The organism is Desulfonatronum thiosulfatophilum, assembly GCF_900104215.1.
GTDB lineage: Bacteria > Desulfobacterota > Desulfovibrionia > Desulfovibrionales > Desulfonatronaceae > Desulfonatronum > Desulfonatronum thiosulfatophilum.
Genome location: NZ_FMXO01000008.1, coordinates 145162 through 157933 on the forward strand (window position 1 = coordinate 145162; position 12772 = coordinate 157933).

The window sequence follows — 12772 nt, forward strand, 5'->3', positions numbered from 1 at the left end:
CAGGGCGAAGGACGGACGCGGCTGAGATCGAATCTTTTGCTTGACCTTGTTGCATGAATGGGAAAGAAGAAAATAATTAACATAAGGTGAATACGGTTCACACACCCATGACATGACAAGGCCGCTATAAACGCAGCAACTTGTCATCCCACACTGCACAGGAGTCCAGATGTACCAAAAGCAAGCCCCTGCCGCACCTCCCGCTCAAGCAGGCTTTTCCGACGCCCAGGACATCCTGGACCACGCACCTGTCGGTATCTTCAAGACAACACCGGAGGGACGTTTTCTCTATGCCAATCAGGCCTTGGCGGAGATGTTCGGATATAATGCACCGCTGGATCTGGTGAATTCGGTCCAGGACATTGCCGCTGAATTGTTCGCTGATCCCAAAGACGGCCCTACTGTCACCAGCCTGTTGGCGGCTGAAGGAATAGTAAAAAACTTCGAATGCGAACATGTTCGCAAGGACGGCACCCGTTTCTGGGCATCGGGGAGCATTCGAACTGTCTATGCGGAAGACGGGAGCGTTTTGCATTTTCAAGGCTTTGTGAGCGACATTACCGCGCGCAAAAATGCCGAGCAGGCCGAGAGGGAAACCGAGCGGCGCTTTCGGTTGATGTTCAAAAACGCTCCCATGCCCTACCAGTCGTTGGACGAACAGGGAAACTTTCTCGACGTAAATCAATTATTTCTTGATGTGCTGGGATACTCACGAGATGAACTGATCGACAAGAATTTCGGCGATATCCTGCATCCGGATTGGAGGGATCATTTCAAGGAAAACTTCCCAAAGTTCAAGGCTGTTGGTGAAATCTTGGGTGTTGAATTCGAAATGGTCAAAAAGGATGGATCGCCAATTCTCGTCTACTTCAACGGCAAGATCCAGCGAGATGCACAAGGCCGGTTCCAGAGAACCCACTGCATTTTCCAGGATGTTACAGAGAAAAAACAGGCGGAGGATGCACTGCGTGAGAGCGAAAACCGTTACCTCACCCTGTTCGAGAGAACGATCAACCCTATCACTATTATTGATATCGAAGGCAATTATATCGATGCCAATGAGGCTGCCTTGCATTTTTTTGAGTGTTCACGCAGCGAGTTACTGACAAAGAATGTCATTGATTACATACCGCCCGGCAAGAACAAGATGTTGGCAACACATCTCCCATTATGGGAAACAGGCGGTGTTCTGGAGAGAGAATATTTCGTCCACGGCAGGGTGAAGACACTGATCCTGACCATCACGTCTGGGACATGGCATGGACGACCTGTGGTCTTTGGCAATGGCATTGATATTACTGAGCGCAAACAGACGGAAGAGGCGTTACAAGAAGATGCTGTTCGTCGTCGTATCCTGGTCGATGATTCCAGAGACGGGATCGTTGTCTTGAACCAGGATGGAAGCGTTCATGAAGCCAACAAACGCTTTGCTGGAATGCTTGGTTATTCTCACGAAGAAATACAGCAACTCTCACTCTGGGATTGGGATATCAACAGGGATCCAGATCAACTTGCCGAAATGGTTCATAAAATCGATGTAAAAGGTGATTTTTTTGAAACTCGTCACCGTCGCAAGGATGGCACATTCTATGACGTTGAAATTAGCTCCAACGGGTCTGTAATCAATGGACGGAAACTTATATTTTGCGTTTGTCGCGATGTTACCGAACGCAAGCGAATCGAGCACGAACTCAAGGAAAAGACGGCCCTGCTTGAGGGCATCCTGGACAACATTCCGGACATCATGGGCGTCAAACGACCTGATCTGAGTGTGATGCGTTACAACAAGGCAGGCTATGCATTTCTGAACAAGTCCCCGGAGCAGGTTATTGGCGGCAAATGCTATGAGCACATTGGCCGGAAAGCGCCCTGTTCTCCCTGCGCAACACAAGCAGCCATACAGGCAAAACAACCAGTGGAATTGGAGAAATTTGTGCCTGAGCTTGATGTTCACCTGAGCTGCCGGGCCAATCCAATCCTCTCTGATGCAGGGCAAGTTGAGTATGCTGTTGAACTTATTCGTGACATTACACAGAGAATAAATATTGAAAAAGTGCTGCGTGAAAGTGAGGCGCGTTTCAGCAACCTGTTTGAACATGTGCCCACAGTGGCTGTACAGGGATATGGCATGGACGGCATGACTCTGTTCTGGAACAAAGCATCCGAGAACTTCTATGGATATTCCGCTGATGAGGCCATTGGAAAAAATCTCCTGGACCTGATCATCCCGGACGAAATGCGACAGGATGTTCTTCGTGAAATTCAAGTGATGTCCGCAGGCGGAAAACCGATTCCCCCGACGGAACTCAGTTTGAAGCGCAAGGACGGCTCACGCATACAGGTTTACTCAAGTCATGCGATTATTAACAAATTCGATCAAGAACCTGAACTGTTTTGCATTGATATCGATCTGACTGAACTCAAACGGACCGAAGCCGCTATGCTTCAAGCCAAGCAAGCGGCCGAAGCCGCCAACCTGGCAAAATCCGAATTCCTGGCCAATATGAGCCATGAAATTCGCACTCCCATCAACGGCATCATGGGCATGATGGCGTTATTGGACACCACTGCCCTGGATGAGGATCAACAACAATATGTCCATTTGGCCAAAACCTCCGCGGATCGCCTGACCAGGTTGCTGTCCGATATCCTGGACCTGTCCAAGGTTGAGGTCGGAAAGATGGAACTCCTCGAGTCCGAGTTCAGTATGATCGAACTGCAAGACTCGATTCTCGGTCTGTTCACCGTGACAGCCAGAAACAAAGGGATGACTCTGGAATGTTCTATAGACCCGGCTATTCCGCAACGGCTGGTCGGAGATGAAGCCCGATTGCGGCAAGTGCTGTTCAACGTTGTCGGCAATTCCTTGAAATACAGCGACAGCGGAAAGGTCAACGTAAGGATGACTCCGATCCGTTCTTGGAAAAACGGGGCCTTCAGGATTCTTTTTTCCGTAACCGACACGGGCATCGGCATCCCTGATGACAAACTCAACGACCTGTTCAAGCCCTTCGTGCAGGTGGACGGCTCGTACACCCGGAAGTACCAAGGCGCGGGGCTCGGACTGGCCATAGTCAAGCGGCTGGTTGAACTCATGGATGGGCGGCTGTGCGTCGAAAGCCTGGAGGGCCGGGGAACCACGATCCATATCGCTTTGTACTTCAAACTTCCCGTTGCAAACGATTCGAGCTTGTCTATTGGGGCATCAAGTTCGTCTCCGGCTTCCCGCTTGCGTATTCTCCTTGTCGAGGATGATCCGTCCAACTCGTTTCCGACCATGAAACTACTGCAGAAAGCGGGGCACAAGGGGACTCTAGCCGAGAACGGTCGTCAGGCTTTGGATCTGCTTTCCCAGCAGGATTTCGATCTTGTTCTGATGGACATCCAGATGCCGGTGATGAACGGCGTCGAAGCCGCCAAGGCCATCAGGTCGTCCACTGATCTTGGTCTCAAGAAGGATATCCCCATCATCGCTCTGACGGCCTATGCCATGCTTGGAGACAGGGAGAAGTTCCTTGATGCCGGGATGAACGACTACGTGGGGAAGCCGATGCACATGGAGGATTTGCAGAGAGTGCTGGAGAGAACTTTCGCTTGAAGAGCACCATACCTTTTCTCAATCCACCTTCCCCCCCGCGAAAAGCCCTCCTGTACATGATTAACCAAGGATATGAGGATTGAGCCGCCAGAGCGTGTAGTTCAGAATTGACGCATATCCAACCCAGAGCAGATACGGGATCAGGAGCGCGCCTGCCAATGGTCTTTTGTTCCAAAAGCTGATCATGGTGATGAAGATCAGGCCCAGGAGAAGAAGTATTCCCGCAAAGGAAACCATTCCAAGATTCCAAACGAAAAAAAGCCACGACCAGAGCGCATTGAAGAAAAGCTGTACAATGAAAAGGCCAAGCGCCGTCCGCGTTTCCCTGAATGTTCCAACACGCCAGACAAGCCACGCCGCCACTCCCATGAGCGTGTACAGGACCGTCCACACAGGTCCGAAAAGCTGAGCAGGCGGCGACCATGCCGGCCTATCCAACTGGGCGTATAATGCTGGAGCATCCATCGAGGCCGCGCTTCCGACTGCAGCGGCAACATACGTGATGGCCAACCAGCCGATAAGACCTAAAATCTGTTTGCGTTTCTCCATCGCAACTCCCTCCATATTCGGGACCGGCATGCTGATTCAGCGACCTGCCTTTTCGCCGACCTACAAAAAACAAAATAACTATTCAGCAAAATCGGAAAAGAGCTGGATACAGGTTTTCGCCGGTATGACTGAATCTGTTCAGTACGTGACCTTGTCTTCCTTCAGTTCCCAATCCCTGAAGGCTTCCCCGGCCTCTTCAGGTAAGAGGTTCACCATCGAAATTATGCGTTCATTCAAAGGAATGTTCAATTCCTGGTAGATGAAGGCGTCATCAAATCCGATCTCAGCGGCGTCTGTTTTGTTGTTGCCATAGTAGATACGGTCGAGGCGAGCCCAGTAAATAGCCCCCAGGCACATCGGGCAGGGTTCACAAGTCGTGAATATCGAACATCCTGAAAGGTCATATGTGTTCAGTTCCCTACAGGCTTGCCTGATGGCGTTGATTTCAGCATGCGCCGTAGGGTCGTTGTCGCGGGTAACGCTGTTCGAAGCCTCGGCGATCACCTTTCCATCCTTGACGATGATTGCCGCGAAAGGCCCACCGCCCTGCTTCACGTTTTCCCTGGAAAGAGCGATTGCCTTGCGCATAAAAAATTCCGGATTTTGTTCAATCATCACGTGCTTTTCTCCTACCCAAACTGCATCTGTCCTTGCAGTCCGGCCACCTGCTCCCTGTCCAATCCGGTGATGGCCGCTACGTCGTCCAGAGACATGCCTCGGGCGAACATGGCCTGAACTATCTTCCTGATTCCAATCTCTTCGCCTTCCACTCTACCCTCCTCTCTGCCCTTCATTTCAGCGGAGAGTATCCGGGAGCGCTGGTCCATGAGTTCGGCTTCGCGGGCTTCGTAGGCCATGCGTTTGAGCTTGTCCTTGGAGATGACTTCGAGAAGATTGTAGGCTTGCCTGATGTCCTTGTTGTCGTGGGCGAGCATTTTGATGACCTCCTGTGATTCTCCGTCGATGAACAGCATCCATTGCGTGAGCGGATCGGTTTCAGGTCCGGCCAAGATCGCCTCCCGCAGCCTGGGCAACTCCAGGAAATGCACTTCCAGGACGTCGGTCAGGCGGTGGCCGGTGGCGTCATCGGTGAGATGGAAGCAGGAATGGAGTTGCTGGAGCGGGATGCAGGGGAAATCCACGATGTTGATGGTCACGCATTTTTTCAGCTTCTGGTAGGAATCTCCGGCCTTGATCTGCCCGGCGTACATCTTGGCCCAGTAGAACATGGTTCGTTCGGGCATGGGGTCCGTGGGCAGGATCTGGATTTCCACGTTGATCTGCCGACCGTCCTGGAGTTGGATGCGGACATCCAGTTGGGATGCCTCAGTAGCACATCATATGTGCTTCTCAATTGACTTCCTTGAGGAAACCGCTGGCGTATTTGTGCAGGATGCTGCCGATGAGGGTTTGGCAGGGGATGCCTTCCCGCAAGGCTTTTCGCTGCAGCGCGGCCAGGTCGTTTTCCGATATACGAATGTTGATTTTTCGGTTCTTTTTCAGCGTCTCGCGAGCTATGGTCCGATGATCGCCGGAAGGCGGCACGCTGGTCAACATTCCAGACTGATACGCCTTGAGGATTTCCCGCTCATCATCGTCGAGGGGGTAAGGTTTTTCGTGCTGCATGGTTCAACCTCCGAGGTACTTCTTTGTGGCTTTGCGGCTGGGAATGATCGTTTTCAGGAAAAAATCCGCTCCATCTCGAACAAAGGGAACGAGCAACGCGTAGCCGTCGCTATCCACGATGAGGATGCGTTGGTTGGGGTATTTTGTCGGGTTGGGGTGTTCCGTTTCAATAACAAGGGCACCTGCTTCAATTATATTAACAATCTCATCAAAGGTTATTCCACGTTCTTTTGCCAAAAGAGCATTTTTTTCGGCGTTCCATTTGTACTTCGGCATGGTTTGAATCTGGGACAGACAGTTGACAATGTCAACCCGACCCCTTCCCGTCAGAACAAGCACCTGCATTATCTTGGTTGAAGCAGCCAAATAGCGCCACTATGGAACGAGCAGTTGGCTGAAGTTCACAAAGCGGTACTGAGCAGAGCGCACCACACGGCAAACCGGCTACCAAAATGTTTTGCAGTGAAAAGCAGAAAAGGCAGGATCCAAAGTGACAAGCGGCAGCATTTCCAGTTCGCTTTGGGCCGCAAGCATGCGATCAAAGGGGTCGCGGTGCTGCATGGAGTAGGAACCTGCACGCAAGGAATGGACATAGGTCATGGGAAGGTGAGTGAATCCATCGGCTGCCACGAGTTCAGGAAATCTGTCGACAACGCCCGGCACCTGTTCCAGCTTGCCGATTCGGTGCTTGGTGGTGATTTCCCAGGTGCTGGCCGCACTGACACTCCGCGACGATGGTCGCCGTCACAAAGAAAATTGAGCATCAAGTCAAGTTTGTCATATGAGCATCGCCCAAGCCATGGCAGTACCTCCCTTATGCGATATTCTTTTCGGGAGGCGAAAGAGCGGATATGAAACGTGCTCCGATTTTTTAACTGTTCGCTCAAACTGCCGTGTTCCATAATACAGCCAGAGGGGCCGTTGTTCCCATCCCATTGACTACGAATCCGCGACTGACAAATTCCCGAACAAGCGCCTGCTTGCGTCTGCACATTTCTGCGAAAAACTGTACCAAAGTACAATAGACAGGAAATAATGTTGATGTAATGTCTGATCGTAAGTTAGGAATTTATCACAAAGCGATTTCACCCTTTTAAATAGGAGAACACAATGGCTGTCTCGACAGGAACCCAAGCAATAGGAAAAGTGGTCATTCTGTATGGAACGGTTAAGGCCGTCGCGCCGGACGGAACCGAGCGCGTCCTTGGTCCCAACAGTATTGTCTATGCCAACGAACGGATCGTAACGGAAAGCGATGGCAGTGTATCCATCATGCTGGACGGTCCCCCGCCCATGCAAGTGGATCTCGGCAGGATGAGCGACGTGCTCCTGAACGAGGACGTTTATACCGGAGTTCCCGAGGCGGCCGAGGTTACGGATCTCTTTGCCGAGGCTGAGTTGATTATGGAGGCTTTGGAATCGGGAGAGGAGATTGAGATCGACGCCACAGCGGCCGGCGGTCCCGGCGGTGCAGGCGGGGGCCTGTCCCTGGTCAAGTTTGATGTGGACGGCGGAGAGGTCCTACCCACAAGCGGCGCCGAGACCGAGGGCTTTTCTGTAGTCCTGCCTGACCCATTGGAAGGTGTAATCACGATTGAAGAAGGAGAACCAACTCCTCCTGCTCCAGTCGCAGCAACCGATCCCGATCCCGACGATCCCGATCCCGACGATCCTGATCCCGACGATCCCGATCCCGACGATCCCGATCCCGACGATCCTGATCCCGACGATCCTGATCCCAACGATCCTGATCCCGAGGATCCTGATCCCGAGGATCCTGATCCCAACGACCCCTATAACGGGCTTGTTACGCTGTCATACGAGGCCAAGTTGATATCACCTCCTGAGCCGCTGCCGCTTCCTCGTGATATCTCTCATGTGCTGTATATTCTGGAAAATGAGGACGGAAATAGGATTGCTGTCAAAATTGATGATTACGAAAACCTCATTGAGACAACAGATCCGAAACATCCTGAAGGATATACAGATTGGATACAGGGACAGTACGATGGCTACACTGTCACCAATTACTACATCAAGGCGGGTTCAGACAATTCAGGTAAAGGAAATGGTGCCGGCGAGGGCCAATCCGGGGAAGGTGGATTTTTCGACAGTGATGGAAATAAGTTGACTGTCGATCAGTTGCATTCTCTTGGACTTTCAGACTATCTAACTAATAATGAACAATCCTTCGGCGGTAATGCCAAGACAGCGTACAACAAGAACAGCGATTCAAATCCAGATTGGAACGGAACTGAAACATCCTTTGAACCATCATACTACGAGATCACCATCACGGCCGACGTGGACAATCCTCCAACGGAAGGCGACTTGGTTCTCACTTTGAGCAATGGCGAAACGATCACGATCCCCCAAGGCGAGACTAGCGGGTCCACCACCTTTACGGTGGGGGTGGATGAATTCAAGGGGGGGACTGAAATCTCCATTGATGACGACAATGGTGATGAAGTAGGGTATGACAACCTAGACACCTCCGACACCGCAACAGTGGGTGGCCCAGCACCTAGCTATTTCGAGCATGAAGAAGGTTTATTCACGATGGTTTTTGCTGTTAACGAGTTCGGCGATGATGGTATGACAGACAATACAAGTGAAACAACATAGCACAAGCAGACGGGTCCCCTGAGTTTTCAGGGGCTGACGGCCAACAAGGGCTGCGAAGGGTGGTACACCTTCGCAGCCCTTGTTGGTATTGGCAGGACGACGTGGCCCTTTAGATCAGTGAAGATCGGCGGAAATGAGATATTATAGCACCTTTATCCCCTGTTCATCAGCACGGCCAGACCCAGGCGGTTGCCGGTCTTGGTCTTTCCATAGATTGAAGTAAGGTGCGCCTTCACGGTCCGTTCAGTGATCTTCAGGTCCTCAGCGATTTGCGCGTTTGCCAGGCCCCGGGCGACCATGTCGGCAACCATGCGTTCCATCTTTGTCAGGCCGGGCAAGGCCTGTCCGGCTTCGGCCTCGGGCCGTCTCTGCTCTCCGGCGGCCATGTCCTGGATCAACCGCTGAATGATCTGCTGTCCCAGCCATACCCCCCCGCCGATTATGACGCGCACCGCCTCCTTGAGCAGGTCCGGGGAAATATACGTGTTAGCGTATCCTGAAATGCCCGCCTTGAGAAAGGACAGCCCCTCCTCCTCGTAAGGCCGGTCCGACAACAGCATGAACCGGGTCCCGGGATCTATCCCTTGCAAATCGGTGAAGGATTGCTGGTCAACGAGGGGCCGGTGCAAAAGCACAAGATCGAATTTCTTTACGGTCAGATGTCGCTTCGCTTCTGCCAGGGTCGCGGCCTGCTCCCCCGGAGTGGAGGAAAGCAGTTCTCGCCATCGTCTGAGCACCACTGGATTCGCGCTGGAAAACAGTATTCTCATGTGATCACCTCTCTCTGAATGCGGTATACTTGGCCCGCAGGATTGGTTTCATAAGATAGGACAGGACGGTCCTCTTGCCTGTGAGGATGTCCGCCGTGGCCACCATGCCGGGAATGATCGGCAGGGGATTGTTTTCCGTGCCGAGGTAGTTCCTTTCCGTGCGCAACTGGACAAGATAATAGCTGTTGCCTTTTTCATCTGTGATGCTGTCCGCGCCGATATGCTCGAGCTTGGCCTCCAGTCCACCGAAGATCGTGAAGTCGTAGGCCGTGATTTTGATCATGGCCTTCTGAGCGGGCCGGAGAAAGGCGATGTCCGAGGGCCGAATCCGGGCCTCGATGAGCAGAGTGCCCTCGGCCGGGACGATCTCGATCAGGTCCATGCCCGGCTGGACGACACCGCCAAGGGTGCTCACCAGGACGCGGTTCACGATCCCGTTGACCGGGGATCGGACCAGGGTCCGGTCCAGACGGTCCCTCAGGGCAGTGGCCGCGGCGGTTTCCTCCCCCAGGAGCGACTGCACGTCGTTCAAATCGGCCTTTGCCTTGTTGACGAAATTCAGTCTGATTTCCTGGATGGCGGAGGTGCTTTCCTCAATCCTGGAGCGGGCTCTGGGAATGGACTGTCTGATGACCTCCATCTCCCCGCGCATCTCGCTGGCCCTGCGTTCGTTTTGAAGGACTTCCATTTCCGAGACCGCGCCCTTGGCCACAAGAGGCCTGAGCAGGGCAAGCTCCTTTTCGAACAGGTCATACGTCCTGTTCAGTTCCTCCAGCTTGACCTGAAGCTCGCGCAACTCACTCCGACGTTGGTTGAGCTGCTCCTGTCTGATGCTCACAGCAAAACGCAGTTCGTTCTGCCGGGAGTCATAGAGCTGCTTTTCGCTGTTGCCGATCTCCGGCGACTCGGCCATCACCTCCGGGGGCACGATGAACGCCGTGCCCGTGGCCTCGGCCTGGAGGCGGGCCGCCTTGGCCAGATTTGCCAAATATCTGGCGCGGCTCTGCTGAAACGACGAAGAAAAGCGGGTTTCGTCGATGCGCAGCAGCAGCTGTCCGCGCTCCACCGTGTCCCCGGCCCTGATCAGGATCTCGGAAATGATTCCGCCCTCCAGGTTTTGGACGACCTGGATCTGTCCGGAGGGAATGACCTTGCCCTCGCCCCGGGTCACTTCCTCGATCTCGGAAACCGAGGCCCAGTACACTGCTCCGCATAAGAGGATCAGCACAGCCCAGACAATGGCCCTGCCACCCCGGGGAGATTGGGCCAAAATGGAGGCTCTGATGTCCGTGGCATAGTCCACGTCCTCGGGATCCATCCGGTAAAAAAGCTCCCGCGGTTTCGGTTTTTTCAGCGGCCCCTGCGCTGGCGCGGGTTCAGTATTCGTTTCGTCCTTCACGTGTCTTCTCCTGGCTACATTCTCAACTGGCCCTTTTTCATGGCTTCCATGACCGATGCCTTGGGCCCGTCGGCCACGATGGTCCCATTGTCGATGACTACCAAGCGGTCCACCATGTCCAGCAGGGAGGCCCTGTGCGTGATCAGGATCAATGTCTTGTTCTTGATCAGGGTCGCCAGTCTCTTCCTGATCCGGATCTCGGTCCGGTTGTCCATGTTGCTGGTGGGCTCGTCCAGGACCAGTACGGGCGGATCGAGCAGCAGGGCCCTGGCCAGAACGATGCATTGACGCTGCCCTCCGGAGAGCCCCCGGCCCAACTCGCCTATTTCCATGTCATAGCCCAGGGGGTGTTTCTTGACGAAGTCATCCACTCCGGCGTCCATGGAGGCCTGCAGAATGGTCATGTCGTCCACGTCATAAGTGCCCATGGTGATGTTGTTGCGCACCGTGCCCCGAAAGAGCTGGATGTCCTGGGGCACGTAGCCTATGAACCGGCGCAGTTCGGTGGGATCGATCTGACGGATGTCCGTGCCGTCCATGGTCACCATGCCGCTTTGGGGTTCGTACAGCCCCAGCATGATCTTGCCCAGGGTCGTCTTGCCTGAGCCGATGGGGCCGATCACGCCCACCTTTTCACCGGTCCGGACCTCCAGCGAGATGTTGTTGAAGACCTTGGCCGTCTGCCCGGGGTAGGCAAAGGTCAGGTTCTTGATCCCGATGGCGCCCTCAAATCGTGTCCTGTGCAGAAATACCTTGTCGGCCGGCCGCTCCACGGGAAGCTTCATGATGTCGTTGAGGGTCTTCAGGGCTTCTTTGGCCCGCTGGTAGCGTGTAGCCAGTCTGACCACCTGTCCCATGGGGGCCAGGGCCTGCCGGGAGAGGATGACCAGGGCGATCAGCCCGCCCTGGGATAGTTCGCCCGCGGGAATCTTGTATACCCCAGCCACCACTACCCCGACCACCACCACGCTCTGCCAGAAGAAGGCCGCGTCGTTTACCGAGTTGGTCAAGGCTCGGGCTCTGGAGCTCCACTTAGAAATATAGCTCACCGACTCCTCCCATGCGCGCTGCATCTGGCTCTCCGCGCCAAGGGTCTTGATGGTCTCCAAGCCTGAAATTCCTTCCACGAGGATGGCGTTCTTCTGAGAGGAGGCTTTGAGCGTCTTGCTCACTGCGTTGCGCAAGGGGCGCTGGATGGCCCAAGCATGGACCGCAAGGATGAAAATGGCCACTCCGAAGATGATCACGATGTCGCCGCCGATGTACCAGACCACGAGCAGGGCCAGCATCATGAAAGGCAGGTCGATGATCGAGGTGATGGAAAACGAGGTAATGAAATCCCTTATGCTTTCAAATTCCTGGATGTTTCTGGAAAAAGAGCCCATGGACTTAGGCCGGGCCTCCATCTTCAGGTCAAGGACCTTCTGCAGCAGGACGGAGGAGATCTTCAGGTTGGCCTTGTTTCCGGCCTCGTCGATGAAATGGCTGCGCAGGAGACGCATCACGAGGGCAAAAAAGTAGATGACCGTGATCCCGATGGCCAGGACCCACAGCGTTTCCACGGCATGGTTGGGGATCACCCGGTCGTACACCAGCAGGACGAAGAACGGGGTCATCAGGCCGAAGACGTTGATCAGGAAGGAGGCCACCATCACGTCCCGGTAGATGCGCCAGTGCTTGAAGAAAGTCCCCCAGAACCAGCTTATTCCTACACCGGGGCTGAGTTCCTCCAGGGATTTTCTTTCCAGGTGATATTTTGGCCGGGCGAAAATTGCGTAGCCCGTGTAGAGCTGTTCCAGTTCCTCCCTGGTGACGGTCTTCTCGCCCATTCCCGTTTCCGGCAGCAGGATCCTGAAAGAAGCACCCCCGGATTCGACGCCCACGAGCACGCATGCCTGCCGCGCGTGGAGCAGAAGAACGGCCGGGAGCTGCAACGGGGATATCTTCCTTAATTTCTTTTTCACGACGCGGGAGGACAGGTCCGCCCGGTCCGCGGCCCTGGAAAAGAGTTCTACGGTAAGGCGGTTCTTGACCAGGGGCAGGCCGGAAACCAGACCTGTCCGGGACGTCGGCAGCCCGTGGAGCCTGGTCAGCTGGATCAGGCAATCCAGAAGCGGATCGTCATTGTTGTCTATGTCTCCCTCGAGTTTCCATCCTTCCAAAACGGCCTGATCATGTGTTTCAGCTACGCTCATGTATCGATTC

At 54.1% G+C, this 12772-nt stretch carries 10 protein-coding genes; 2 read left to right on the forward strand and 8 right to left on the reverse strand.

Translation table 11 applies throughout. The annotated features are described in order from the left end of the window. Positions 1 to 169 precede the first annotated feature (169 nt). Positions 170 to 3598, forward strand: a complete 3429-nt coding sequence (locus BLP93_RS08215; RefSeq protein WP_092119824.1) for a PAS domain-containing hybrid sensor histidine kinase/response regulator — start codon at positions 170 to 172, stop codon at positions 3596 to 3598. A gap of 60 nt (positions 3599 to 3658) precedes the next feature. On the opposite strand, the gene BLP93_RS08220 is transcribed toward BLP93_RS08215, so the two are convergent. From BLP93_RS08220 to BLP93_RS08240, 5 genes are all read right to left on the reverse strand, one after another. Next, positions 3659 to 4147, reverse strand: coding sequence for a TspO/MBR family protein (locus BLP93_RS08220; RefSeq protein ID WP_092119827.1), 489 nt, complete (start codon positions 4145 to 4147; stop codon positions 3659 to 3661). 138 nt (positions 4148 to 4285) lie between these two features. Further along, on the reverse strand, positions 4286 to 4762 hold the full coding sequence (locus BLP93_RS08225) for a nucleoside deaminase (RefSeq protein ID WP_092119831.1): 477 nt from the start codon (positions 4760 to 4762) through the stop codon (positions 4286 to 4288). A 14-nt stretch (positions 4763 to 4776) separates the two neighbouring features. Next, positions 4777 to 5463 carry an Rpn family recombination-promoting nuclease/putative transposase gene (locus tag BLP93_RS08230; protein WP_092119834.1) on the reverse strand — a complete coding sequence of 229 codons (687 nt, stop codon included), beginning with the start codon at positions 5461 to 5463 and terminating at the stop codon, positions 4777 to 4779. Positions 5464 to 5497: 34 nt separating this feature from the next. After that, positions 5498 to 5773 carry a hypothetical protein gene (locus BLP93_RS08235; protein WP_092119837.1) on the reverse strand — a complete coding sequence of 92 codons (276 nt, stop codon included), beginning with the start codon at positions 5771 to 5773 and terminating at the stop codon, positions 5498 to 5500. A gap of 3 nt (positions 5774 to 5776) precedes the next feature. After that, positions 5777 to 6049, reverse strand: a complete 273-nt coding sequence (locus BLP93_RS08240; RefSeq protein WP_092119956.1) for a BrnT family toxin — start codon at positions 6047 to 6049, stop codon at positions 5777 to 5779. An 834-nt stretch (positions 6050 to 6883) separates the two neighbouring features. Between BLP93_RS08240 and BLP93_RS08250 the strand changes: the two genes are divergently transcribed. Beyond that, complete coding sequence (locus tag BLP93_RS08250; RefSeq protein WP_092119840.1) at positions 6884 to 8398, forward strand: retention module-containing protein; 1515 nt, start codon at positions 6884 to 6886, stop codon at positions 8396 to 8398. A gap of 152 nt (positions 8399 to 8550) precedes the next feature. On the opposite strand, the gene BLP93_RS08255 is transcribed toward BLP93_RS08250, so the two are convergent. Genes BLP93_RS08255 through BLP93_RS08265 form a run of 3 tightly spaced genes read right to left on the reverse strand, consistent with a single transcriptional unit; the run spans position 8551 to position 12762 of the window. Next, complete coding sequence (locus tag BLP93_RS08255) at positions 8551 to 9168, reverse strand: response regulator transcription factor (RefSeq protein WP_092119843.1); 618 nt, start codon at positions 9166 to 9168, stop codon at positions 8551 to 8553. A gap of 4 nt (positions 9169 to 9172) precedes the next feature. Then, positions 9173 to 10567, reverse strand: coding sequence for an HlyD family type I secretion periplasmic adaptor subunit (locus BLP93_RS08260; protein ID WP_208596597.1), 1395 nt, complete (start codon positions 10565 to 10567; stop codon positions 9173 to 9175). 14 nt (positions 10568 to 10581) lie between these two features. Next, complete coding sequence (locus BLP93_RS08265) at positions 10582 to 12762, reverse strand: type I secretion system permease/ATPase (protein ID WP_092119846.1); 2181 nt, start codon at positions 12760 to 12762, stop codon at positions 10582 to 10584. Positions 12763 to 12772: the final 10 nt, after the last annotated feature.

What these genes read in the sequence shown, in the direction of transcription:
- BLP93_RS08215 (WP_092119824.1), top strand. Translation starts at nt 170, where the DNA reads ATGTACCAAAAGCAAGCCCCTGCCGCACCTCCCGCTCAAGCAGGCTTT.
- BLP93_RS08220 (WP_092119827.1), bottom strand. Translation starts at nt 4,147, where the DNA reads ATGGAGAAACGCAAACAGATTTTAGGTCTTATCGGCTGGTTGGCCATC.
- BLP93_RS08225 (WP_092119831.1), bottom strand. Translation starts at nt 4,762, where the DNA reads ATGATTGAACAAAATCCGGAATTTTTTATGCGCAAGGCAATCGCTCTT.
- BLP93_RS08235 (WP_092119837.1), bottom strand. Translation starts at nt 5,773, where the DNA reads ATGCAGCACGAAAAACCTTACCCCCTCGACGATGATGAGCGGGAAATC.
- BLP93_RS08240 (WP_092119956.1), bottom strand. Translation starts at nt 6,049, where the DNA reads ATGCCGAAGTACAAATGGAACGCCGAAAAAAATGCTCTTTTGGCAAAA.
- BLP93_RS08250 (WP_092119840.1), top strand. Translation starts at nt 6,884, where the DNA reads ATGGCTGTCTCGACAGGAACCCAAGCAATAGGAAAAGTGGTCATTCTG.
- BLP93_RS08255 (WP_092119843.1), bottom strand. Translation starts at nt 9,168, where the DNA reads ATGAGAATACTGTTTTCCAGCGCGAATCCAGTGGTGCTCAGACGATGG.
- BLP93_RS08265 (WP_092119846.1), bottom strand. Translation starts at nt 12,762, where the DNA reads ATGAGCGTAGCTGAAACACATGATCAGGCCGTTTTGGAAGGATGGAAA.